Source organism: Arthrobacter sp. sptzw42 (assembly GCF_059089685.1).
The window spans coordinates 197,058-220,801 of sequence record NZ_JBNHEX010000005.1; the positions used below are offsets into that span (position 1 = coordinate 197,058).

Sequence of the window (23,744 nt, forward strand, 5' to 3'; positions counted from 1 at the left end):
AAGTGGGGAGGTGACCAACTTGGAAGTTTCTCCGCAGCAGGAAGTCTGTCCGCCGGCGCAGCCCGAAGGAAGCTCCGGCCCGTGCCTGCAGCTGTGGCCCGAGCGTGAAGTACCGCTGGGCGGAGTTCGGGCGATGAATGTCCAGCGGACGCTGCCCCAGCGCGGGCTTCCCACTATCGGTGCCTGGTGCTTCCTGGACAGTTTCGGCCCCGACAGGACTGCCATGTCCGTTCTTCCGCACCCGCACATCGGGCTGCAGACGGTAACCTGGCCGATGGCCGGGACCATCAGGCACCGGGACAGCGTGGGCAGTGACGTGGTGGTGCGGCCGGGCGAACTGAACATCATGACGGCGGGGCACGGCGTCTCCCATTCTGAATTTGCCGTTCTTCCGCCGGAGGGCGGGCTGCCGCTGCAGCGCGGCCTGCAACTGTGGGTAGCGCTTCCGGACGGGCAACGGCACCGGCAGCCTGCTTTTGAACAGCACCGCGACCTGCCCAAACTCGAGGGCGACGGCTTCAGCGCCACCGTCATGGTGGGCGAACTCGGCGGCGTTGCTTCCCCGGCCACCATGTACTCGCCGATTGTGGGAGCGGACGTCTCGTGCGGGGGGAGGGCGGCGCTCCCCCTCAATGAGCACTTTGAGCACGGCATCCTGGTGCTCGAGGGCGGGCTGACGCTGGACGGGCAGGAAGTTCCGCCCGGACCGCTGGGCTACCTCGGTACCGGCCGGCGGGAACTGAAGATCGAGGCGCTGCCAGATACCCGTTTCCTCCTGATTGGCGGCGAGCCGTTCCAGGAGGAGCTGCTGATGTGGTGGAACTTCGTGGGGCGCAAGCACGATGAGGTGGAGCAGGCCCGTGATGAGTGGGAAGCCCAGGCCGACCTGCCCGACCTGGAGATGACAGCAGCCCGTTATGGCCTTGTCCACGGCCACGGTCCCGACGCTGGCCCGGAGGCCGGCCGCATTCCCGCTCCTCCGCTGCCTGCCGTGAGGCTCACGCCACGGAAAAGGGCCGTGCCGTAGGGGCGTTCCGGCGGTTCAGGCCTGTTCTGCCAGCAACTGCAGGACACCGAACACCGGATCCTGGTCCAGGACCCGGACATCCGTCACGCCGGCTTCCGCCAGGTGCCGCCGGAATGCCTCCTGGAGGGGCACCACGTTCATGCCCAGGCCGCTGCCCAGGATTACCGGGCCGGGGATCCTCAGCTGCTGCAACACCTGCACCGCCAGCGCAGCTAGGTCCTTGCCTGACTGCTCCAGCAGTTCCTGGCTTGCGGCATGGCCGGCAGCCGCGGCGTCCACCACGTGCCTCGCCTGCTGCGCCCAGAACCGGCGGCCGGTGTCCGGGGAGTGGAACAGCGCAATCAGCTTGTTGGGATGGTCCACGCCGCAGGACTGCAGGAGGGCGGCGGTGAGCTGGTCAACCGGAAGGCCCTGGTTCATCCGCCGCAGGCTGTGGCGCACGGCCTCGCGGCCCAGCCAGTAGCCGCTGCCCTCATCGCCCAGAAGGTAACCCCAGCCGCCTGCCCGGGCCTCGCCGCCGTCGGCATTTTTCCCCCAGGCCGCCGAGCCGGTTCCCGCGATCACAGCAACACCGGTGCTGGCGTGGCCGGCGGCGAGCAGCAGGCGCGAATCATGCACCACAGTAATCTGCGCCCCCGGGACGTGCGGTTCAATCAGCGCTGCGAGGGCCGCGGCGTCTTCCTCCGTATCAATGCCGCCGGACCCGGCGTACACGTGGGACACACCCTCGCCGCCGATCAGCCCGAAAAGACCCGCAAGGTTGCCGGCTGCCTCTTCACGGGTGACGTTCTGGACGTTGGAACTGCCAACGGATTCATCCAGGACCGGAACGCCGTTCTCGAAGCGGATTCCGCGCGTCTTGGTTCCGCCGATATCTAGGCCGATGATCACGCCGTGCGGTGCGCCGGGCGGAGGTGAGAGCGGGTCGGCGGGCCGTGAGGCGGGGTTTTCGATGTTCGTCACGTCACAAGGGTACTGGGCACATGGACAGCGGAGGTCCGCGCTCTGTCCCTCCAGCGCGTGCCGGAGGGGACCGCCGCTACACCAGCCCGGACAGGAGTTCGGGCCCCTCCGTGAGAACCAGCCCCCGGAACAAGCGGACAGCGGCCGGTTCCGCCTCCGCTTTTCGCTGCCGCCAGCTCAGGCCCACGTCGCGGAAGGCCAGTTCAGAGTCCAGGGGCACCTCCACCCAGCCAAGGTTGCCCGTTTCCGCCCTTACTTTACGGCCGGGAGCGTCACCTCCGGGTGGCAGGATGCTGACGCCCAGTCCGGCGGAGACGAGGCCCCGGACGGTGTGGGAGTCCTGGCTTTCGAAGGCAATGCGGGGCCGGTACCCGGCCTCCCGGAACAAGGCATCAGTCAGCGAGCGCATACCGTAGCCCGGACCGAGCGCCACAAAGGGGTCGGCGCGGATGTCTGCGACAGAGGCAACCGGGCGTCCCGCAAGCGGGTGGGTGTGGTGGACGACCAGGCGCAGGGGCTCCCGGTACAGCAGGGCGGACAAGAGGTTCCGTCCTGCCGCAGCAACCGGTGCCGTCAGGGCAAGGTCGGCCTCGCCGGCTGCCAGTTCCGCCAGGCAGGAGTCACGCGCTCCCTGGCTGAGGGTGAAGACGGCGCCGGGGTGTCGGCTGCGGAAAGCGCTGATAAGGAGCGGGAGGGTGGATTCACCAAAGGTGTGCTGGAAAGAGACGGAGATCCTGCCGCGGACAACATCGGACTCGTTGCGGACCACGTCCAGCCCGGCCCGGAACTCGCCCAGCGCCCGCTCAATGTAGGGCAGCAGGGACCGGGCCGCCGGGGTGAGGCGCACTCCCCTGCCGTCCCGGATCAGCAGTTCGGTGCCGACGACGGCGCTGGCCCGTGCCAGTGCCCGGCTCACCGTGGACTGGGGCACCCCGAGGAGTCCGGCCGTTTCGGTGACATGCTCGGTCCGGCCAAGTTCGGCCAGCAGCGGCAGGAGCGGCAGGAGCTGTACCAGCTGTTTATGGTCGGGCTCCACGGCTCCTCCTGCTCCCGACCCGAACGGGCCATCGTTCCGAATTTGATATGAGTCTGGCATAAAAGATGCATTGGAGACACGCCTCCCGCCGTTCTACGCTTGCGGAATGCCCCATAGCCGTCCGAACCCAGGCCGCCCGACCTCCCCGGCAGGGTGGGAGGGTCATGCCAAGGGCTCGACGGCGTACGGCCGGATCATCGCGGGCCTTGCCTTCGCCGGGGTGGCAACTTTCGCCCAGCTGTATTCCACCCAGGCTGTCCTGCCGATCCTCGCAGCGGACCTGGACATCACTGCCGCAGAGGCCGCGCTTACCATCTCCCTTGCAACCGTGGGGCTGGCGGTAACAGTGATCCCCTGGTCCTTCCTGGCGGACCGGATCGGCAGGGTCAAGGCCATGACGTGGGGAATCTCCGGGGCTACCGTGCTCGGACTGCTGGTTCCCCTGTCCCCCAACTTCACCGTGCTCTTGAGCCTGCGGCTCCTCGAAGGGATGGCGCTCGGCGGCATCCCCGCCATAGCCATCGCCTACCTCAACGAGGAGGTCACGAAGGCCCACGCCGCCGTAGCTGCGGGAAGTTACGTTGCAGGCACCACGCTTGGCGGCCTGGCCGGCCGGCTGGTGGCCGGACCCGCCGGGGAGTTATGGGGGTGGCGTGCCGCCGCCCTTGCTGTCTCCGTCCTGGCGACGCTTGCTGCAGTTGCCTTCCTGCTGCTGGTGCCGCAGGCCCGGGGGTTCACTGCCTCCCGGGCTGCCGGCTTTCGCGGGGCTGCGCGGACCCTCGGCGGGCACCTGCGCAACATCCGGCTGGCCGCCCTTTACGTCCAGGCTTTCCTGATGATGGGCGGCTTCGTGGCTGTGTACAACTACCTGGGGTTCCGGCTCTCAGGTGAGCCTTTCGGCCTGCCAACCACCATCATCAGCTTCATCTTCCTGGCCTACCTTTCCGGGACCGTCACCTCCCGCTGGGCAGCAGGGCTCACTATGCGCTTTGGGCGCCGCAATGTGCTGCTCGCCGGTCTTGCCCTCTCGACGGCGGGCCTCGCCCTCACGCTGGCGCCGTCGCTGGGACTGATCCTCGCGGGGCTCGTGGTCTTCACCGGCGGCTTCTTTGCCGCCCACAGCATCGGCGCGGGCTGGACGGGCGCCATCGCCAGCACCGGACGGGCACAGGCGGCCTCGCTGTACAACCTTGCCTACTATCTGGGGTCGAGTCTTATCGGCTGGGCCGGGGGCCTGCTCTTCCAGTCCCATGGCTGGAACGCCCTGGCGGCCGCTGTCATGATCCTCGCGTGCCTCACCGCGGTGACTGTCGCCGTCGTCCACCCGCGCGCCCAGGCCGTTGTCCAGCCCGGGCAGGCCGGGGGCACAGCCTGAATGCGGCCGCCTGCGTCTAGGATGAACGCAGGAACTTTTAGAGGAGCTGCCGTGAGCACGAATGCCAGGAACGTCAGGCCGGGAGTGCACCTGGAGCCTCTTGATGCCATCGACGAACGGCTCCTTGCTGCGCTGGTGGAGGATGCGAGGATCTCCAACAAGCAGCTTGCCGAACTGGTGGGCATTGCTCCGTCCACAGCGCTGATGCGTACCCGTGCACTGACGGAGCGGGGCATCGTCCAGGGGTTCGAGGCAAAGCTCAATTTGTCCTCCATTGGCAGGTCGGTGCAGGCCCTCGTAGCGGTCCGGCTGCGTGCGCATGACCGGGACCAGATCGACCGTTTTACCGCACGCGTCCCGCATCTGCCGGCAGTCCTGTCCACCTTCCATACCTCCGGCTCAGTGGATTACCTGCTGCACATCGCCGTCGCCACCACCGAGGACCTGCGGGACTGGGTGCTTGATAACCTCGCCACCGATCCGGTGGTGGGCCACACCGAGACCACGCTGGTGTTCGAACACATCCAGGGCAACCACGGGCCGCTCCCGGAGTAGCAGGGATCCGGCGGCTAGTTCCGGGCGCGTACTGCCTGGCCGAGCGTGACGGCAGCCATGACGAGCGCTGCCGAGCCGCACAGCACTACGAATCCGGTGACGGAAGCCGCCAGGCCGAACACGCCCGAGGCCCAGCCGAGCCCCAGGACCGGGACGGCGCTGCCCAGGTAGGTGATGACGTACACCGTGCTGATGGTCTGGGCCTGGCGGGCGGGCTCTACCCGGGCGGCCACGTCGTTGAAGACGGTGCGGAAGGCGGGGCCCTGTCCGGCGCCGGCGGCAAGGCTCGCCGCCACCAGCAGCGCGGGGCTGTTCCAGGCGCCCGCCCCGCCGAGCAGGAGAACCGAGACACCCAGGACGGCAAGCCCGCCTGGAACAACGTAGCGGCCCCGCAGGGTCACCAGCTGGGTCAGCGCTGACGCCGCGAGAGTCAGCCCGGCCAGCACGCCGATTAGCGGGCGGCTCTCGACGGCCAGGATTTGGGCAAAGTAGCCGGGGGCCAGCGAGAGGCAGAAGCCGAACACCGCGAAGCTCAGGAAGCCGACGGCGGCCGCAAGCCAGAATGCGCCCCTCGCCTCCCGCGTGACGGAAGGCCGCCGCGGCGCGAGCAGGTGCAGCGGTCTGGGGCCTGCCGGCGGCTGGATGGCAGGCCGTGCCCGGAGGAGGTACAGCGGGAACAGCAGGGCGGCCAGGACTGCGGCGTGGACGTAGTACGGAGCCGACGTGGCCCCGGGCAGCAGGGACAGCAGCCCGCCGATGACCGGACCGGCAGCCACTCCCCCCGCAGAGGCCAGCAGCGTGAAGCGGGAGGCCCACTCCGGGCGGGAGGGCAGCAGTTCACGCAGGGCAGCGGCACTGGCGCCGGTAGCGAGGGCAACAGCGATACCCTGCAGCGCCCGGCCGGCGCACAGCCCGGCCAGGTTCTGTGCCTCCGCAAAGAGCCAGCCGCCGGCCAGGCCGGCAATAACGGCAAGGATGAGGGCAGCCCGGCGCCCGATGTGGTCCGACCAGTGCCCCGCCAGCATCAGCGTGGCCACCAGGGCCAGAACATAACTCGTGAAGGCAGCAGTGACGTCGAGCGGCGACAGCCCAAGTTCCGCCTGCAGCAGCGGGTACAGGGGCGTGGCGAGGTTGGCGCCCACCAGGAGGGTGAAAATGACGGCACCGGCGAGCACCAGCCGGGCAGTGACCGACGCATCCCACCCTGCCGTTGTGGCTGGAACCGGACGCATGCGTAGTTCACTGAAAACCGTCATTGTGCCGCCTTTGCTGCTGCCGTGGCAGGTGGTCCTTGTGGGAGCCCGCCACGGGTGAACACCTGATGGCTCTACAATGCAGCATCCCTGCGCTTCCGATCGAAAAGTGATGCCAGAATTGAGCAGAATCATCAAGTATCCGGTGCCGCAGTGATGGAGAGTGACCATTTGAATAGTTTGGACCCCACGGATCTCCGGATTCTCCTGGAGCTCATCCGGGACCCCAGGATCCAGATCGGTGAGCTCAGCGATGCGCTCGGGGTTGCCCGGAACACGGCGCAATCGCGCGTACGCCGGCTGCTCCGCGCCGGGGTCCTGCGGTCCGGGGGCCGCGAGGTGGATCTTGAGGCGGTGGGCTACGACGTGGTGGCGTTCGTGACCATCGAAGTTTCGCACCGCGAGCTGGATGGAGTGGTGGGGGCACTCCGGCTGATTCCGCAGGTTCTGGAAGTGCACGAGATCTCCGGCCGGGGCGACGTCTGGTGCCGGGTAGTGGCCACGGATACCCACAACCTCCAGGCGGCCCTGCGGCAGGTCCTGAAGATCAAGGGCGTCATCCGTACCGAAACCGTGCTGGCACTGCACACGCACATCCCCTACCGGACCGAGCCACTGATCAGTGGCCTTACCAAAGCCGCGGGCACCAAAGCCACCGGTGCCGGGCAACACAGCCCTGCAAAACCCCCGAGGGCCGGCCGGCCAGGGGCGGACAGCTAGGATTTTCAGAATGGATTGGCTCTCAAACGTTTCGCAGATCAACTGGCCCGCCGTACTGCCAGCGTTCATCGCCACGCTGGCCATGATCGCCTCCGGAGCAATCATCGGGGCGGGGTCCTGATGCCGGGCATCCCAGCGGCGGAGAACAGCCGGCCATGACCATCATCGATAACGCCGTTTACGTGGACGGCATACGCCACGCTGAGCCCGAGAACCTGGAGCAGACCTTCGAGACCCTCGCGCACCACGGCGGGATGGCCTGGATCGGCCTCTACCGCCCCACCGCCGAGGAAATGGCGGCGGTGGCTGCTGAGTTCGGACTGCATGCGCTGGCTGTGGAAGACGCCATCTCCGCCCACCAGCGTCCCAAGCTCGAGCGCTACGAAGACAATTTGTTCACTGTGCTTCGACCTGCCCGGTACCTGGATGCGACGGAGACGGTGGAGTTCGGTGAACTCCATATCTTCACGGGTAAGAACTTTGTCGTAACAGTGCGGCATGCTGAAACGGCCGGCGTGGCGCGGGTCAGGCAGCGGCTGGAAAGCAGGCCGGACCTCCTGCGGCACGGGCCGGAGGCCGTTCTCTACGCCCTGCTGGACCGGGTAGTGGATGACTACGGGCCGGTGGTGGCCGGGCTTGAAAATGACATCGACGAGATTGAAGACCAGCTGTTCAGCGGCGACACCACCGTATCGCGCCGCATCTACGAACTCGCCCGCGAGGTGATCCAGTTCCAGCGGGCCATCCACCCCCTGCCGGACATGCTGCACCAGCTCGAGCGGGGGTTCGAAAAGTACGGCGTGGAAAGCAACCTCCGGCACAGCCTGCGCGACGTGGAGGACCACGTGGAGCGGGTGATCTCCAGGGCGGACTCCTTCCGTGACCTGCTGCAGAACGCCCTGACCCTGGACGGCACCCTCACCGCCAACCGTCAGAACGAGGCAAGCGCCGAACAGAACGAACAGGTCAAGAAGATCTCGTCCTGGGCGGCGATCTTCTTCGCTCCGTCCTTTGTGGCCGGCGTCTACGGCATGAACTTCGACCACATGCCCGAACTTCACTGGCAACTGGGCTACCCAATGGCAATCGGCCTGATGGCAGCGACGGCCGCCGTAATGTACGCCATCTTCAAGAAGAAGGGCTGGCTGTAGGGGAAGGCAGCAGGGCACGCGCCCGGCGGAAACTTTGTGGAGCTAAGGGGATTCGAACCCCTGACCTCTTCGATGCGAACGAAGCGCTCTACCAACTGAGCTATAACCCCGGGAACCAGCCGCTTTTCTTCAGGTGCGGCACCGGTGAACCTAGGCTACAAATTTTCCCGGCCCAACGCCAACCGGCGCCCCTGCGGCAATGGGCGTGGAACCAGATGGTCAGGCGCGGCGGCGCTGGAGGACGTCGTCGAGATTGCTGAGCGCGCTCTGGGCCTTACTGACCTGCTGGGCGTCCGGGACGGCGACGGCAGGAGCGGCTGCGGAGCCCTGCTTCAGGGAGGGCTTCCCTGTGGCCTTCGGTGCCTCCGGCAACTCAAGCGGCTCGGGTGCGGGCCGTTCAGCCTTGGCAGCCTCGACGTAAACCGGTTTGGGTACCTCCACGGGCTCCCAGGTGCTGGCCGGCGCAGCCTGCACTGCACTGGTGTCACCGGCAGCCACGGCAACGGCAAGGGCCGCCTCACGGAGTTCCACAGCTGTCAGGGGCTTCGCCTTGGGCTTGTCTGCCTCAGCGTCGAACAGCGGACTTTCGGTGCGTACCGGCGCAGCTTCCGGCTTCGGCGGGACGTGTGCTGCAGCCGGCACCGGCGCAGGTGCGCTCATGGCGGAGCGGAAAGCAGCGTCCACTTTGGCCTTGCGGTCCCGGACAGCGAGCCAGCGAAGAAGGGCCACGGACGCCGCGGCCAGGGCCGCGCAGGCGAGAGGAAGAGCTGGAGCACCAAGTCCGAACACCAGCAGTACCGCAGAAATGAACGCGGTCAGCAAGGAAACCAGTCCTGTCAGGGCAAGAGCGGTGCGGCCGTATCGGAAGCGGAACTGGCGCGTTGGCGCAGCTGTGGCTCCGGGCGTCGCGGATCCGGTGCTCTTCCTGGTGTCCATGGCTTTCTCCTGCTGGGCGGCGACCTTCAAAACCAGCCCGGCTCGCGGGTCCGGTATTTCATCGGCGGGGGCATCTGCCAAGAAGTCGCCGGCGGTTTGGAACTGGTGCCGGCGGTTCTGGAGGACGTAAGGGGCAACCCATACAATCCAGAGCACAACGGCAACCACAAGGATCACTGAGCTGCTAAGGGGGAAGTCCACACTCAAAACCGTATGAGCATCATGTCGGCTGCAGCCGCATTGGCCGCGGTGTGTCGTGGAGCGGCCGACAAATCATTGGATTTATGACGGCCTGGAGGCAAGCCAGCGGTGCAGCAATCCCTCCGGAACTTCCTCTGAGGTCAAGGCAAAAGACCGGTGGTCCGCCCACTGGCCGTTGATGTGCAGATAGCGCGGCCGGTAACCCTCATCCCGGAAACCAAGCTTCTCAACTACCCGCAGGCTGGGACCGTTCTCCGGCCGGATGTTGATTTCCATTCGGTGCAGCCCCAGGGCGCGGAAGCAGTGGTCGGTCACCAGGGCCACGGAAGTGGGCGCTATCCCCTGCCCCGCCCGCGACTGGTCCACCCAGTACCCGAGTGTCGCCATCATGGCCGATCCCCAGACTATTGAGGAAACAGTCAACTGACCCACGATCGCAGGGTTCCTGCTGGCGGGACCCCTCTCCGTGATGACAAAGGGAAGGGCCGTCGACTGGGCCGCCTGCGAGTTCAGCGAACGGACCATTTGCCGGTAATCAGGGAGGCCTCCGGCCGGGTCCGGGTTGGAAGCTTCCCATGGCGCCAGCCATTCACTGTTCCGGGCCCGGACTTCCGTCCACTCCTTTTTGTCGCGGTACCTGATGGGCCTCAGGACCAGGTCGCCGCACTCCAGGGTCACGGGCCAGATGGGGCCGGGCCGCACGGTGCTACTTGGACAGGCCGGCGGTGAAGCCCGGCAGCCACTCCCGCAGGCCCGGACCGAGGTCTTCGCTGTCGATGGCGAGCTGGACGCAGGCCTTGAGGTAGCTCAGCTTGTCGCCCGTATCGTAGCGGCGTCCCCGGAAGACAACGCCGTAGACGCCTTGCCCCTCGCCGTCGCCGGACGCGAGCTCCTGCAGGGCATCAGTGAGCTGGATTTCGCCGCCACGGCCAGGTCCGGTGCGTTCGAGGACGTCAAAGACGGCGGGGTGCAGCACGTAGCGGCCAATGACTGCAAGGTTGGAAGGGGCTTCCTCGGCGGAGGGTTTCTCCACGAGGCGGTTGACGCGGACAAAGCCCTCGCCGTCGATCTCTGCAATATCGGCACAGCCGTAGGCGCTGATCTGGGACGGGTCCACCTCGATGAGCGCGATGACGGACCCTCCCGTTTTCGCCTGCACCTCGATCATGGTGCTGAGGAGTTCGTCGCGGGCGTCGATGAGGTCGTCGCCCAGGAGGACGGCGAAGGCTTCGTTGCCCACGTGCTGCCTTGCACGCAGCACGGCATGGCCCAGGCCGTTCGGGTCGCCCTGGCGGACGTAGTGGATGTCGCCGAGGTTGCTGGCGGCCTGGATGGACGCAAGCTTCGCCGTGTCGCCCTTGTCCTCCAGGGTGGATTCGAGCGCCGGCACCCTGTCAAAGTGGTCTTCCAGGGCCCGCTTGTTCCGCCCGGTAATCATCAGGACATCGTTCAGGCCCACGTTCACGGCTTCCTCAACGACGTACTGGATGGCAGGCTTGTCCACGACCGGAAGCATTTCCTTGGGCATGGCCTTGGTGGCAGGCAGGAACCTGGTGCCGAGTCCGGCAGCGGGGATAACGGCTTTGCGAACTCTCGGGTTACTGGTAGTCACCCGACTAATCTAACGTCAGCGTCAAGCATTCAGTAATCATTGAACGGCCGGGGGCAGCCCCTGCGGCACAGACCTACCGCCGAACGGCGAGCGATGGAGGAGTACAGCGTGCTTGAGGATGCGAAGGCAACCAAGACCAGGATCCGTACCGCACACCGTCTGCGGCGGGCAGCCTTGACCCCGCAGCAATTGGAAGCCGCAGGGACAGGAATCGCCCGCCATGGCGTGGATTGGGCCGCCTCACTGGCCGGTGGAGCTCCTGCCACGTTCTGCGTTTACTTTGGGGTCGGCGTGGAACCGCCCACCCTTCCGTTGATCGACGCACTCCACACCAACGGCCACCGGGTCCTGCTCCCGGTGTGCGAACCCGGGCGGGAACTGGCGTGGGTCTTCTGGAACCCGGACGCCGGTTTTGAGCAGAGCCGGTACGCGCCCATCCTGGAACCGATCGGCGACCGGCATGGACCCGATGTGGCAGGAACCGCCGCCGCCCTTTTCATCCCGGCCACCGCCGTCGACCTTGCCGGCAACCGGGTTGGGCAAGGCGGGGGGTACTACGACAAGTTTCTGGGGCATCTGGCAACAGCGGGGAAGGATATTCCGCTCGCGGCCGTTATCTATGACGAAGAATTGCTCCCCGTCGGTGAAATCCCGGAGGAGGAGTTCGACCGCCCCGTCCCTGCCGTCCTGGCACCTTCCGGGTTCCGGCAGCTCAACGGGCACCACTAGGTCCCGCAGCGCGTTGTTGCGGAGATGATAGAATTAGCACTCAGGCCCTGCGACTGCTAACGGTATGACCGCGCAGCACGGGACCTCTCGTTTGCCCAAGAGGAGGAGCACCAGTGCCAACGTATGCGTACGCCTGCAAGGATTGCGGCCATGCCTTCGATATCGTCCAGTCGTTTTCGGACAGCACGCTGACCTCGTGCCCCGAATGCCAGGGGACGCTGCGCAAGAAGTTCAACAGCGTGGGTGTTGTGTTCAAGGGCTCCGGCTTCTACCGCACTGATTCCCGGGACTCGAAGGGAAGCACGGTCTCGCCGGCCCCCGCGGCTGCAACGCCCGCTCCCGCTGCGGCGCCTGCCGCGTCCGCTCCGGCGGCCGCAGCCAGCTAAGCAAGGCCATTCGACGCCGGCCGGACCGGCTTGTCCACATAGCGCTCCGCGCTCCTGTTGCGGTCATTCCCGCAGCCGTAGCGTAGGCGCATGCCTTTTAACCTTCTTGGCCCCGGCCGCGCTGCCTCACGTCATCCGCGCACCCCTCGGCGTCCTGTCAGCTCCGGCCGCAGGTCGGTCGCGGCCTGGTTCGGCAGGTGGCTGAGCCGGAACCGGCGGCTTGCTGCGGCGTTGCTGCTGTGTGGAGCGGCTTCCATCACCGTCCACCAGCTCACCCCCGCGCCCGTCCACACTGTCACTGCCCTGGCCGCTGCCAGGGATCTTCCCGCCGGTTCAACAATGGCACCGGCAGATCTAGCGCAGGTTCAGGTGCCGCCGGCCATGATGGCCGCAGGTTTCCTGGACAACGAAAGCGGGTTGGCCGGCAAGCAGCTGGCGGCTCCGCTGCGCAAAGGACAGCTGCTGACGGACGCCCAGCTGCTGGGTCCCGGGCTTTTGGCCGGCACGCCGCCGGGCTCAGCAGCAGTTCCGCTGCGCATGGCTGATCCGTCGTCCATCCAGCTCGTCTCGCCGGGCCAGCTGGTGAACGTGGTGCTGACGGCGGGCAACGGCTTCGACCAGTTGGCACCGTCCGAAGTCCTGGCTACGGCTGTGCCGGTGTTGTGGACCTCCGGCAAGGGCGGCGGGAGCGGGCAGTGGCTGGGCACGGCGGAGACGGACGGGCTCATCGTGGTGGCCGCCAGCGCCGAGCAGGCTGCACGGCTGGCCGGCGCTTCCACCCAGGGCAAGCTGTTTTTCGTCCTCGTTGGGCCCTAGCCACCGCGGAAGCATGGCCGGCCCCGGTCGATCAGCCCCAGTGCGGCGGCTTCTGTTCCTTCAGCCAGGCATCGTGATCGTCGTCGGCATCGCCCCAGCGCCTCGGGTCATCTTCCGAGGCTTTCGTCGGCAGAATGCCTTGCGTCGCGCCCTGCGCCTGGTCCTTGCCCTGCTCTTGATCCTGTTCGTCTTCCGGAGCCGGGTCAACGGGGACGGACTGCGCGTCCCCAGCTGCGTTGTTGTTCTCTTCAGGGGCCACGGAGACCGCCTCCTTGCTGTCCAATTCTTTGTCCTGCGGCCGGGGGCGTGCCTGTTCCCCGGCGTCGATACCATTCAGCGCCTGGTCCACATCGTCGTCAAGGAATCCTGTTGAGGGTGCCGTCCGCCCGGGAAGCACCACCCGCTCAAGTCCCAGGTAGCCGGCAATCCGGTCGGCACAGGCTGACGGATCAGTGAAAACCTCGATTGTCCACAGCGGCATGTACCGCCATCCCAGCCGCTCCAGGAGTTGCGGCCGCAGCCGGCTTCGTTCGCGCACGCTCATGGTGCGGTACTGCTCGGTACCGTCGGACTCGATGGCAACCGGCCACGGCAAGTCGGTCTCGTCCCGGCCCATGGTGCTCAATGGATCCGCTGCCGCCACAACGTCGATGGCACCGTCATACTGGTGCCAGACCCGCGCACCGCGTGCCCGCAGCCGGTCCCCCAGGTCAGCGACCAGGGGATCCGCGCCAAGTGCCTGTTCGCTGGCCGCCGCGCGGGAAGCAGGGGTTCCCAGATCCGTGTTCCCCGAGATCTCGCGGTCCAGCAGGGAGTACAGGTCCACCGCGCCGTGTGTCAGCCGGGTATGGTCCAGGTCCTCCGGCCGGAAGCATGTCAGGACGTGTATGGACCGGCGGGCCCGTGTCATCGCCAGGGCGAATTTCTCCCGGCCGCCTTCAGCGGAAAGCGGACCGAAGTTGTGCAGGGCGCGGCCGTGCGGGGTCCGTCCGAAGCCGGGCGAGAAAATGACATGGTCCCGGACCAGGCCCTGGGCACGTTCCAGGTCAACCACGCGGAAGGATTCGGGTCCGGCACCAAAGAAGCTTGCAAGGCCCGGATGGTTAGGCAGCTGAAGCCGGATGGACTCCCCGATCCGGGCAGCATGGCGAAGGCTGGCTGTGACCACTGCAAGGGACGTGCGCGGCCGCGTGCGGGCGTGTTCGAAGACCAGCTGCACCACACGGTTGACCTCGGCCACTACGGACTCGACGCCCTCGTGGTCGGCGCTCGGCAGGCCGGTGCCGTCCGGCAGGTACTCCACCAGCAGTGACCGGTCCAGGCCGGTAGCCGACTGGCCCTCCGGAAGGCGGCGCAGGGCGCCGTCGTAAAAGTTCTTGCTGAGTTGGAGGACGAGGTCCTCGTCCACCGCGCGGTAGACGAAGTTGAGCCGCCACACCGGCAGCACTTCCGAGAGCGCCCCGAAGGCACTCTCCACGCGCTGGTGCGCCGTCTCCCCTGCTGCCAGCCGCTCCACGCCCACAGTGAAGGTCCGCGGGCTCGCGATCTTGGCGTCGCCGAAGGCAATGACCTGGCGCGCGCGGGCAATGGACGGCAGCACGGCCTGGAGGGACGTGGCTTCGGAGTCGAGGATGACTACCGCGTCGAAGTGCTGTTCGGCGGGAAGGAGGCCGGTCATCAGGTAGGGGCTGACGGACCAGACGGGAACGAGGGTGCCGATCAGGTCCGGGGCCTGCGCCGTCAGCGCGGGCAGCGACACCCGGCCATCCTTGAGCAGGCTGCGCAGCAGGTCCGCCTGCCGGGGGTGGGCGGCGATGCCGGCCCGCCACCTTTCGGCCAGGTCCCAGCGAAGCCGCGCTGCGCCGCTGGCAATATGCGCGTTGTCCGCCAGCCTGTACTCGGCCTCCAGCTGCCGCAGGGCGTCGCCGTCGGACATTGCGAGGTAGTCGTCCCCGCTGATCATCGCTTCGAGCGCCGACTGCCACCAGGCGAGGTCAAGTTCCGATGCGACTGATCCTGCTGGAACCTCGCGTTCCGCCAGGTCCGCCAGGAGCTCCCCCAGCCCGTGCTCGCGCATGTTCTCCACCAGGAGGGTGCGCTCCGGCAGCGTCTTGAGGGTCTCTGCGTCAGCGACCAGCCGTTCCAGGCGTTCCATCAGCTCTTCGTAGCGGGCCGTGGACAGCGCGCCGCCCGCCTCCGTGTGCCTGAGCGCCTCGCCCAGTTGAGTGAGTTCACGCTCCAGGGCACGGTACATCACGTTGATCTCGGCAAGGCCGGACGGCACAGCCGGGTGGCGCTGCGTGGTGGCATAGCCGGCCCAGAGGACACGCTGTTCCTGCACGAGGACCAGCGAACTGTGGAGATCGGCGATGTGCACGCCGGGCCGGACGTACTCCTTGGCCACCCTGCGCAGCCGCGACCGCTGCATGGCGGTCATTTCGATGCCCCGCTCACGCCGCCAGGCTGACGGTGCCGTGGCAGAAATAAGGTCAGTGACCGGCCGGTCAAAGATGTCCGGGGTGAACTTGTCCAAACTTCCGCGGACGGCTACGAGGAGTTCGAGCTGTTGGCCCCACTCGGCGAAGGTGGCGCCGAGCCGGATTTCCGCATGCTCCGCCACTGCGTTCATGCGTTCGCGCAGGTCAGGGAGGCTTTTCTCCACGGACCGGACCAGGTCCTGGGCTTCCTCCGTCTCCTTGCGGGTCAGGAGGCGCGCGCCGTGCCAGGGGCTGGTGGTGGACGCCTTGCTGAAGCTGCCCAGCTCGGCGGCACGCCGGAGCCTGCCGGCAAGCTCCTCCCGGTCCCTGATGTTGTCCAGGACACTGCGCTTGAGCCGTACGGTGGTGGCGGGGGCAGGGTGGATCGAGGTCAGCTCAGCGAGCGACTGCATGGCTTCGTACGGCGAACAGCCCCAGCGCTGGCGGACGTTGTGCAGTGATGCCACATGGTCCATGAGTGCGTGACGGTGCTCCGTCAGGGTGTCGTGCAGGTTTCCGAGCTGGGGTTCGAGGGACTTTTCGTTCCGGACGATCGCCCGTACCAGCTGGCCCTTGAGCTGCTGCGGGGTAACGTTCCCGGACAGCTGGAACAGGATGGAGTCAAGGCCCAGGCCTTCGAGCTGGCCCGAAATCTCGTTGAGGCTGGCACGGCGGTCCCCTACTACCAGGACCGTCTTCCCGGCATCCACCAGCGCCCCGATGGTGTTGATGGCCGTCTGGGTCTGGCCGGTGCCCGGAGGGCTGCTGACTACCAGGGAATCCCCGGCACGGGCTGCGTCGATCACGTACTGCTGGTCAGTATCTGCGTCCAGCAGGAGCATCTCGTCGCGGGGGTGCCTGCTGTCCAGCGAGGGAAAGCGGGACGGGTCCGGCTCATCGAAGTCCACCACTTCACCGCCGGCAGCAGTGGCCAGGGCGGACACCAGGGGGTTGGAGTCGTTGATCCAGGGGTCGTCCAGGTTGCCGGAGAGGTCGGCAAAGGTTGAAACGAGCAGGTTGTGCTGGGCCTCTGCGCCATGGATGGGCCGGATGAGCGTTGCCAGCTTGTCCAGGACCGGCTGCGGATCGAAGCGGGCTGTGCCGTAGGCGAGCCGGGTGACGGCATTGACGTCGAAGACAATACCGTGGGTGTTCTTCAGGTGCCGTACCAGGGCCGGGTTGATGTGTGCCTGCTCGGTCAGCTGCAGTTCGTAGTCATCCTCACCCGGGCGGACAGTGAGGGAGATGGCCGTGAGCATGACCGGAGCCGAGATGCGCTGCGGCTTGCCGCCCACGGCAGAAGTCCATACCACCGTGCCGGCAGAAAAATAGCCGGCATCAATTCCGCGGTCGTTGGCAAGCTCAAATATCTTGGACCGGATGTTGCGCGAAGCCCTGGCTGCGACGACGTACTGCTGGCGTTCCCGGATCAGCGTGGAGAGCCGGGTCTTCCGGCCGGCCATGAGCTGTGCGAGGCCGGACGGGTGGGCGTGCGTCAGGTCGATGGAACCCTCGGGGGTCTTGGTGAAGCGCAGCATCGTATCCGCACCGGTGACGGGCTTGAGCCCGGAGAGCCATTTGCGGAGCTCCTCGGAGCCTTCCGGGTGGCCTTGACCAACTGACACTTCTGCCTTCTTTTCTGCGTTTGCACGTGACGCCCTGGACCATACCGGCATAGATTCGAGCGTAGCCGCTTCCATGCCCGGACTGAGAGACCGCAACACTGGAGCAGCCAAATTGCGGGATTTTCGCGGCGGAAACGGAAGTGGCCGGCCTCCTTCGTCGGAGGCCGGCCACTTCATGTTGCTATTCCCACTCGATGGTTCCCGGCGGCTTGCTGGTGACGTCGAGCACTACCCGGTTGACACCCTCCACCTCGTTCGTGATGCGGTTGGAGATCCGGGCGAGGAGCTCGTACGGCAGCCGTGACCAGTCCGCGGTCATGGCGTCTTCGGAGGAAACGGGACGAAGGACAATGGGGTGGCCGTACGTGCGGCCGTCACCCATGACGCCGACGCTGCGGACGTCGGCCAGCAGGACCACCGGCATCTGCCATACCTCGTTGTCCAGGCCGGCAGCTGTGAGCTCGGCACGGGCAATGGCGTCCGCCTTGCGCAGCAGGTCAAGCCGTTCCTTGCTGACCTCGCCTACGATGCGGATTCCGAGTCCCGGCCCGGGGAAGGGCTGGCGGCCGACGATCTCCTGCGGCAGTCCCAGCTGGGCGCCAACGGCACGGACCTCGTCCTTGAAGAGGGCCCGCAGCGGCTCCACGAGCTCGAACTGCAGGTCCTCAGGCAGGCCGCCCACGTTGTGGTGGCTCTTGATGTTCGCGGCACCTTCACCGCCGCCGGATTCGACGACGTCCGGGTACAGCGTGCCCTGGACCAGGAACTTGATCTTCTCGCCGTGGGCGGCTGCCTCGGCGATGATGGCCAGTTCCGCCTCTTCAAAGGCGCGGATGAACTCGCGGCCAATGATCTTGCGTTTGGTTTCCGGATCGCTGACGCCGGCCAGGGCGGACAGGAACCGTTCCTGCTCGTTGGCGACGTAGAGCTTCACGCCGGTGGCAGCTACGAAGTCGCGCTCCACCTGCTCGGCCTCGCCTTCGCGCAGCAGTCCGTGGTCCACAAAGACGCAGGTGAGCTGGTCGCCGACGGCGCGCTGAACGAGGGCAGCGGCGACGGCGGAGTCAACGCCGCCGGACAGGCCGCAGATGACCCGGGCGTCGCCGATCTGCTTGCGGATGCGCTCCACCTGCTCCTCAAGGATATTGCCCGTGGTCCAGTTCGGTTCCAGCCGGGCGCCCTTGAAAAGGAAGTTTTCCAGGACCTGCTGGCCGTAGGCGGAGTGCTTGACTTCGGGGTGCCACTGCACGCCGAACAGGCCCTTTTCCTCGTTGGCGAAGGCAGCCACTTCAGCGCCGGCGGTCGTGGCAAGGACTTCGAAGCCGTCCGGCGCCGTGTGGACGGAGTCGCCGTGGCTCATCCAGGTGTTCTGGTGCTGGGGCATGCCCTCGAGGACCGAACGGCCTTCGCCGAGGATGGTGGTTTCGGTGGAGCCGTACTCCCGCAGCCCGGTCTTGTCCACCTTGCCGCCCAGGGCGTTGGCCATGGCCTGGAAGCCGTAGCAGATGCCAAAGACGGGAACGCCCGCTTCGAACAGGTCCGCACCAACGCTGGGGGCGCCGTCAGCGTAAACGCTGGAGGGACCGCCGGAAAGGATGATGGCGGCAGGGTTCTTGGCCAGGAGCTGCTCGGTTGTGTAGGTATGCGGAACCACTTCCGAATACACATTTGCTTCCCGGACGCGGCGGGCAATCAGCTGCGCGTACTGGGCACCGTAGTCAACAACCAGCACCGGCTTCTGGGAAGTCTGGGATGCAGTGGGAGTAGTCACCGTACTAGCCTACTGGCCGCCGTTGCACCGGCGCACCTTGAGAAGCTGCGCTGTGACGGAGCGAACTCCTGCATGCCGCAGCCGCTGCCTAGTACCTCTGCGGGGCGTGCGGGTTGGCTGCCAGCTCAGCCTCGACGTTGGCGTGGAACTTCTTTTCCACGATGAAGGACAGGAACGGGATGACGCCGCCCAGTGCCAGCAGGATCAGCTTGAGGAACGGCCAGCGCATGAGGGACCAGAGCCTGAAGTTCGAGATCAGGTACACCACGTACATCCAGCCGTGCACAATGAGGACCGTGACGGACAGGTTGACTCCGCCGAGGACGCCGGGCGGTTCCGCATCCGCGAAACCGAACCCGAACGGCTGGCCGGTGACGGCGTTGGTGCCGCCGGCGAAGAGGTACTGCCCGAATCCGTACCGGGCGATCAGTTCGGCGCAGAGCAACAGAAGCATCGCGCCCGTGAGGTAGGCCAGCACCTTGTAAAACTTCAGGGCGGACCGGATCTGCGCTTCCGTGCCGCCGAAGCGGCGTTTCTTGCCGGTTGCCTTGCCGCCGGCGCTGCTGCCTGTGTTGGTGCTTCCAGACTGGGCGGCGGGTTTCGGATCAATCATGGCTGTACCTTTTGCTGGTTTTGATCAAGTTGCTGGTTCTGTTGCGGGCGAAGCGGGGTGTCGGCATCATCGTCATCCAGGCCTTCCTCGAGATCGCGGTGGTAGTCGTCCTTGACCAGCCGCCACCAGATAAAGAGTGCGAAACCGGCGAAGACAACCCACTCAAGGGAGTAGAAGAGGTTGAGCCAGTTGATCTGCTGGGCCGGCGGCTGCGGGCCGATCTGCAGGGGAAGGAGGTCTCCGGGCACTGCCGCGGGGCTGACGTCCGTGCCGTCGGCGATCTCTGCTGTGGCAGCAACAAAGCCGGGATAGCTGCTGACTTCCCAGTAGTTGATCAGTTCGGCCACTGAAACGGCTGTGGCCTGTCCGGGAGAGGGCGCCGTTCCTGGCAATGGCGCTTCGGAGGGCAGGAGCCGACCGGTGAGTTCAATTGTGCCCGACGGCGGTGCTGGAGCATCTGCAGGGTCTGCCACCCATCCCCGCGCTACCGGAATCCACGTCTGGGGTGAGGCGGCAACACCGCTGATGGCGGGGGCGCCGGTAACAGCGAAGGCGGAGACCACCCAGTAGCCGGTCTTGCCGCCGTGCAGGCGGCCCGGTACCAGGACCTGTTTGCCCGGGTCGTAGGTTCCCTGTGCACTGACCATCTGGTCGGCGTCGGTACCGTGGAAGAAGTCACCCGGCTGAAGCGTGTCGGTCAGGGGCTGCACCTGCTCGGTGGCCGGATTGACCGGTACTTCCGGCTGGGTGGAGCGGCCGAACTGCCACTGGCTGAGCAGCACGAACACCCCGGAGATAACGATCGCGAAGATGAAACCTGCGATCCATCGGGGTTTGAGGGCTGTTTTCCACACGTCTTAACCGTACTTCGTTCCGCTGTAGAACAACTAAACGCCAGGGGCGGGACGGCCTCGTCCGCGGCCGCGCCAAGCTGGAAAGGGCAGCCGCAGTCCCGGGCTTCAGTGGTCGAAGAACACCAGGCTCGAATTGATGAGCTCCGCGATCACTTCGGCGTCGTAGGCGCGGCGCAGCGATTCGCGGAATGACTCCTTGGACAAGGAGCGGGCCAGCGTGGCCAGGACCTCAAGGTGGTCGGAGAAGGAACTGGCCGGTGTGGCGATCAGCAGGATCACCGTGGCCGGACCGTCCGCGGCCCCGAAGTCCAGGGCGTGGCCGTACTTGGCAATGCCGACGGCTATGGACGTGCGCGACACAAATTCGCTGCGGGCGTGGGGCAGTCCGATACCGCCGGGCAGCCCGGTTGCCAGCTGGTGCTCACGCGCGTTGACGTGCTGAAGGAATCCGGGCAGGTCCGATACGCGTCCGGCGGCGAAGAGCCGTTCCGCGAGCTGGGTGGCGGCGTCCACCTTGTCCGATGCTTCAAGCTCCAGGATCACCATTTCGGGCGTGGTGAGGCCGGCGTCGTACCGGTCAAGTGGTTCCGCCAAGGCGTATCCCTTCAGTCAGGCATGCTGGTGCGGCCGGCCCCTCAGCGCAAGGGCACGATATCTTCCACACCCAGGCGGGCGGCGTCTGCGGATTCGTCGTCCGGCTGTTGCTGGCTGAGGCGCTCCGCCTCCACCCGTGCAATGTAGTGCCTGACCTCGTTTTCACGTTGGGCGTCGCTCCAGCCAAGGACGTCACCCATCAGTTTAGCGACTACGGGCACGGCAGATACGCCGCGGTCCCAGGCCTCGATGGAAATCCTGGTCCGCCGGGTCAGGACGTCATTGACATGGCGCGCGCCCTCGTGGCTTGCCGCGTACACAGCTTCGGCCTGCAGATAGTCATCGGCCCCGGGAATCGGTTCGGCCAGCGCGGGGTTCTCTTCGATTATGGCCAGCACTTCCGGGGTCAGGGACCCGTACCGGTTGAGCAAATGCTCGATGCGGGCAACGTGCACACCGGATTCCTCGGCTGTGCGGTTCCGGCGGTTCCACGCAGCCCTGTAGCCGCTCGCCCCCAGCAGGGGGATGGTCTCCGTGCAGCTGGGCGGCACCCGCTCGTCCATGGTGCGTGTGGCCTCGTCCACGGCGTCCTTGGCCATGACCCGGTATGTGGTCCACTTTCCGCCGGCCACCACCACCAGACCGGGAACGGGGTGCGCCACGACGTGTTCCCGTGACAGCTTGGCGGTGGAGTCGTTCTCACCCGCCAGCAGCGGGCGCAGGCCCGCGTAGACGCCTTCGACGTCTTCGCGGGTCAGCGGGCGCTTCAGGACCTTGTTGACGTGTTCCAGGATGTAGTCGATGTCTTTGCTTGATGCGGCCGGGTGGGCTTTGTCCAGGTGCCAGTCCGTGTCCGTGGTGCCGATGATCCAGTGCCGGCCCCACGGGATGACGAACAGCACCGACTTCTCGGTACGGAGGATCAGGCCAACGGTGGACTGGAAACGGTCCCGTGGAACCACCAGGTGGATGCCCTTGGAGGCCCGGACTTTCAGCTGGCCGCGGTCGGTGACCATGGCCTGGGTTTCATCGGTCCAGACCCCTGTGGCGTTGATGACCTGCTTCGCCCGGATGTTGAATTGGGTCCCGTCCTCGTGGTTGACCACTTTGGCGCCAACCACCCGTTCGCCTTCACGCAGGAAGTCCACCACTGCCATTTGGTTCACGGCGTGGGCGCCGTAGTAGGCGGCTGTGCGGATGAGGTTGGCGCAGTACTTTGCGTCGTCCACCTGGCCGTCGTAGTAGCGGATGGAGCCTACAAAGGCATCGTTCTTCAGGCTCGGCGCAGCGCGCAGCGTGCCGCGCCTGGTGAGGTGTTTGTGGAAGGGCACTCCCCTGCTGTGTCCGCTGGAGATGGACATGGCGTCGTAGAGGGCGATGCCGGCGCCCACGTAGGGCCGCTCGAGGAAGGGTTTGGTCAGCGGGTACAGGAATGGCACGGGCCGGGCCAGGTGGGGCGCCAATTCGGAGAGCAGCAGCCCGCGCTCCTGCAACGCCTCCTTGACCAGGCCAAAGTCGAGCATTTCCAGGTAGCGCAGGCCGCCGTGGATCAGCTTAGAGGACCGGGAAGACGTGCCGGCGGCCCAGTCGTTCGCCTCGACTATCCCCACGTCCAGTCCACGGGTGACCGCGTCAAGGGCTGCACCGGTACCCACGATGCCGCCGCCGACAATCAGGATGTCCAGTTCCTGGCCCGGCTCCGCGGTTGCGCGCAGCCTTTGGATGGCTGCTTCCCTGGCTGCGGGGCCCAGGGCCCCGCCGTTAGCAGGAACACTCTTCATCGAACGCCTCCAGTGCCGCTAGTCCCGGTAGTGCAACCACCCTACTTCGTTGCGGCACGCTTTGGGCAGGGCGCAGGAAGCGATGGGATCCTGCCGCCCCCGCGTCAGTTCCCGGCGTAGGGGGAAACCACGACGTCGACCCGCTGGAATTCCTTCAGGTCCGAATAGCCGGTGGTCGCCATGGAGCGGCGGAGCGCGCCGATGAGGTTGGAGGTTCCGTTGGTGTGGTGCCCCGGTCCGAAAAGGACTTCCTCGAGCGGACCGACGGTTCCCACGTTTGCCCGGTCCCCGCGGGGCAGTTCAAGGTGGTGTGCTTCCTGGCCCCAGTGCCAGCCCTTGCCCGGCGCCTCCTCGGCCCTGGCGAGGGCGCTGCCCAGCATCACGGCATCGGCGCCCATGGCGATGGCCTTGACGATATCGCCCGAGCTGCCCATGCCGCCGTCGGCAATAACGTGCACGTAGCGGCCGCCGGACTCGTCCATGTAGTCGCGGCGCGCGGCGGCGACGTCGGAAATGGCGGACGCCATGGGCGAGTGGATGCCCAGGGCACGGCGGGTGGTGGTGGTGGCGCCGCCACCGAAGCCCACCAGGACACCGGCGGCGCCGGTGCGCATCAGGTGCAGCGCGGGAGTGTAGCCCGCCGCACCCCCCACGATCACGGGGACGTCCAGTTCATAGATGAACTGCTTGAGGTTCAGCGGCTCGTGGTCCTTCGAGACGTGCTCCGCGGACACCGTGGTGCCGCGGATAACGAAGATGTCGACGCCGGCGGCCACCACTGTCTTGTAGTGCTCCTGGGTGCGCTGCGGGGTCAGCGAGCCGGCCACGGTGACGCCGGCGGCGCGCATTTCAGCGAGGCGGGAAGTGATCAGTTCGGGCTGGATGGGGGCCTTGTACAGCTCCTGCATCCGCCCCGTCACGGCCGGGCTGTTGGTCTCGTCCTCCAGCGCCCCGATCTCGTCGAGGATGGGCTGCGGGTCCTCGTACCGGGTCCAGAGGCCTTCAAGGTCGAGAACACCGAGGCCGCCGAGCCGGCCGAGCGCGATGGCAGTGGCCGGGGACATCGCGGAATCCATGGGCGCTGCGATCACCGGCATGCTGAACTGGTAGGCGTCGATCTGCCAGGAGACGGAAACGTCCTTGGGGTCGCGGGTACGACGGTTGGGGACAATCGCAATGTCATCCAGGGAGTAGGCACGACGCCCACGCTTGCCACGGCCGATCTCGATCTCGTAAGTCACTGCTCTAGGTTATCCCAGCAGCGGTGTT

Annotated in this window: 21 protein-coding genes and 1 tRNA gene; 8 read left to right on the forward strand and 14 right to left on the reverse strand. The window is 66.5% G+C overall.

The annotated features are described in order from the left end of the window. The first annotated feature begins 10 nt into the window (after window positions 1–10). Window positions 11–1,027: a pirin family protein gene (locus AC5RT4_RS08670; RefSeq protein ID WP_494105472.1), complete on the forward strand. Its 1,017-nt coding sequence runs from the start codon at window positions 11–13 to the stop codon at window positions 1,025–1,027. A gap of 15 nt (window positions 1,028–1,042) precedes the next feature. Here AC5RT4_RS08670 and AC5RT4_RS08675 read toward each other — a convergent pair whose 3' ends face one another. Together AC5RT4_RS08675 and AC5RT4_RS08680 are read right to left on the reverse strand one after the other, a co-directional pair. Next, complete coding sequence (locus tag AC5RT4_RS08675) at window positions 1,043–1,981, reverse strand: N-acetylglucosamine kinase (protein ID WP_494105551.1); 939 nt, start codon at window positions 1,979–1,981, stop codon at window positions 1,043–1,045. An 85-nt stretch (window positions 1,982–2,066) separates the two neighbouring features. Beyond that, window positions 2,067–3,026, reverse strand: coding sequence for a LysR family transcriptional regulator (locus AC5RT4_RS08680; protein WP_494105473.1), 960 nt, complete (start codon window positions 3,024–3,026; stop codon window positions 2,067–2,069). 106 nt (window positions 3,027–3,132) lie between these two features. Between AC5RT4_RS08680 and AC5RT4_RS08685 the strand changes: the two genes are divergently transcribed. Then, entirely contained in the window at window positions 3,133–4,401 is a 1,269-nt protein-coding gene (locus AC5RT4_RS08685) for an MFS transporter (protein WP_494105474.1), read from the forward strand. Between the two features lie 51 nt (window positions 4,402–4,452). Continuing rightward, window positions 4,453–4,956 (forward strand): Lrp/AsnC family transcriptional regulator, encoded by a 504-nt coding sequence (locus tag AC5RT4_RS08690; RefSeq protein WP_307094416.1) that lies wholly within the window; start codon window positions 4,453–4,455, stop codon window positions 4,954–4,956. A 14-nt stretch (window positions 4,957–4,970) separates the two neighbouring features. Here AC5RT4_RS08690 and AC5RT4_RS08695 read toward each other — a convergent pair whose 3' ends face one another. Beyond that, a complete protein-coding gene (locus AC5RT4_RS08695; RefSeq protein WP_494105475.1) occupies window positions 4,971–6,212 on the reverse strand; it encodes an MFS transporter in 1,242 nt (413 codons plus the stop codon). Between the two features lie 168 nt (window positions 6,213–6,380). On the opposite strand from AC5RT4_RS08695, the gene AC5RT4_RS08700 reads away from it, so the two are divergent. Together AC5RT4_RS08700 and corA are read left to right on the forward strand one after the other, a co-directional pair. After that, window positions 6,381–6,929 carry an Lrp/AsnC family transcriptional regulator gene (locus AC5RT4_RS08700; RefSeq protein ID WP_494105476.1) on the forward strand — a complete coding sequence of 183 codons (549 nt, stop codon included), beginning with the start codon at window positions 6,381–6,383 and terminating at the stop codon, window positions 6,927–6,929. Between the two features lie 155 nt (window positions 6,930–7,084). Then, window positions 7,085–8,080 (forward strand): magnesium/cobalt transporter CorA, encoded by a 996-nt coding sequence (gene corA, locus AC5RT4_RS08705; RefSeq protein ID WP_494041894.1) that lies wholly within the window; start codon window positions 7,085–7,087, stop codon window positions 8,078–8,080. A gap of 37 nt (window positions 8,081–8,117) precedes the next feature. On the opposite strand, the gene AC5RT4_RS08710 is transcribed toward corA, so the two are convergent. The 4 genes from AC5RT4_RS08710 to galU form a co-directional block, all read right to left on the reverse strand. Next, window positions 8,118–8,190 (reverse strand) — tRNA-Ala (locus AC5RT4_RS08710). Between the two features lie 109 nt (window positions 8,191–8,299). Continuing rightward, entirely contained in the window at window positions 8,300–9,217 is a 918-nt protein-coding gene (locus AC5RT4_RS08715; protein WP_494105477.1) for a hypothetical protein, read from the reverse strand. Between the two features lie 81 nt (window positions 9,218–9,298). After that, complete coding sequence (locus AC5RT4_RS08720) at window positions 9,299–9,919, reverse strand: GNAT family N-acetyltransferase (protein WP_494105478.1); 621 nt, start codon at window positions 9,917–9,919, stop codon at window positions 9,299–9,301. Window positions 9,920–9,923: 4 nt separating this feature from the next. Beyond that, window positions 9,924–10,829 (reverse strand): UTP--glucose-1-phosphate uridylyltransferase GalU, encoded by a 906-nt coding sequence (gene galU / locus AC5RT4_RS08725; RefSeq protein ID WP_494105479.1) that lies wholly within the window; start codon window positions 10,827–10,829, stop codon window positions 9,924–9,926. Window positions 10,830–10,937: 108 nt separating this feature from the next. Here galU and AC5RT4_RS08730 point away from each other — a divergent pair, with 108 nt between their 5' ends. The 3 genes from AC5RT4_RS08730 (at window position 10,938) to cpaB (ending at window position 12,760) form a co-directional block, all read left to right on the forward strand. Continuing rightward, the gene (locus tag AC5RT4_RS08730; protein WP_494105480.1) at window positions 10,938–11,558 is read left to right on the forward strand and encodes a 5-formyltetrahydrofolate cyclo-ligase; all 621 of its coding nucleotides are present in this window, start codon (window positions 10,938–10,940) and stop codon (window positions 11,556–11,558) included. Window positions 11,559–11,671: 113 nt separating this feature from the next. Beyond that, a complete protein-coding gene (locus AC5RT4_RS08735; protein ID WP_494041899.1) occupies window positions 11,672–11,944 on the forward strand; it encodes an FmdB family zinc ribbon protein in 273 nt (90 codons plus the stop codon). A 90-nt stretch (window positions 11,945–12,034) separates the two neighbouring features. Next, a complete protein-coding gene (gene cpaB / locus AC5RT4_RS08740; protein WP_494105481.1) occupies window positions 12,035–12,760 on the forward strand; it encodes a Flp pilus assembly protein CpaB in 726 nt (241 codons plus the stop codon). Window positions 12,761–12,791: 31 nt separating this feature from the next. On the opposite strand, the gene AC5RT4_RS08745 is transcribed toward cpaB, so the two are convergent. From AC5RT4_RS08745 to AC5RT4_RS08775, 7 genes are all read right to left on the reverse strand, one after another. Beyond that, a complete protein-coding gene (locus AC5RT4_RS08745; protein WP_494105482.1) occupies window positions 12,792–16,913 on the reverse strand; it encodes an AAA family ATPase in 4,122 nt (1,373 codons plus the stop codon). Window positions 16,914–17,043: 130 nt separating this feature from the next. After that, window positions 17,044–18,633, reverse strand: coding sequence for a glutamine-hydrolyzing GMP synthase (guaA, locus tag AC5RT4_RS08750; RefSeq protein ID WP_494105483.1), 1,590 nt, complete (start codon window positions 18,631–18,633; stop codon window positions 17,044–17,046). An 88-nt stretch (window positions 18,634–18,721) separates the two neighbouring features. After that, entirely contained in the window at window positions 18,722–19,246 is a 525-nt protein-coding gene (locus tag AC5RT4_RS08755; protein ID WP_494105484.1) for a DUF3817 domain-containing protein, read from the reverse strand. Then, a complete protein-coding gene (locus tag AC5RT4_RS08760; protein ID WP_494105485.1) occupies window positions 19,243–20,100 on the reverse strand; it encodes an SURF1 family protein in 858 nt (285 codons plus the stop codon). Before AC5RT4_RS08760 ends, AC5RT4_RS08755 begins: the two co-directional genes overlap by 4 nt. 105 nt (window positions 20,101–20,205) lie before the next feature. Further along, entirely contained in the window at window positions 20,206–20,694 is a 489-nt protein-coding gene (locus AC5RT4_RS08765) for a PTS sugar transporter subunit IIA (protein ID WP_494041905.1), read from the reverse strand. A 41-nt stretch (window positions 20,695–20,735) separates the two neighbouring features. Next, window positions 20,736–22,475 carry a glycerol-3-phosphate dehydrogenase/oxidase gene (locus AC5RT4_RS08770; protein ID WP_494105486.1) on the reverse strand — a complete coding sequence of 580 codons (1,740 nt, stop codon included), beginning with the start codon at window positions 22,473–22,475 and terminating at the stop codon, window positions 20,736–20,738. Window positions 22,476–22,579: 104 nt separating this feature from the next. Continuing rightward, a complete protein-coding gene (locus tag AC5RT4_RS08775) occupies window positions 22,580–23,716 on the reverse strand; it encodes a GuaB3 family IMP dehydrogenase-related protein (RefSeq protein WP_494041907.1) in 1,137 nt (378 codons plus the stop codon). Window positions 23,717–23,744 lie beyond the last annotated feature (28 nt).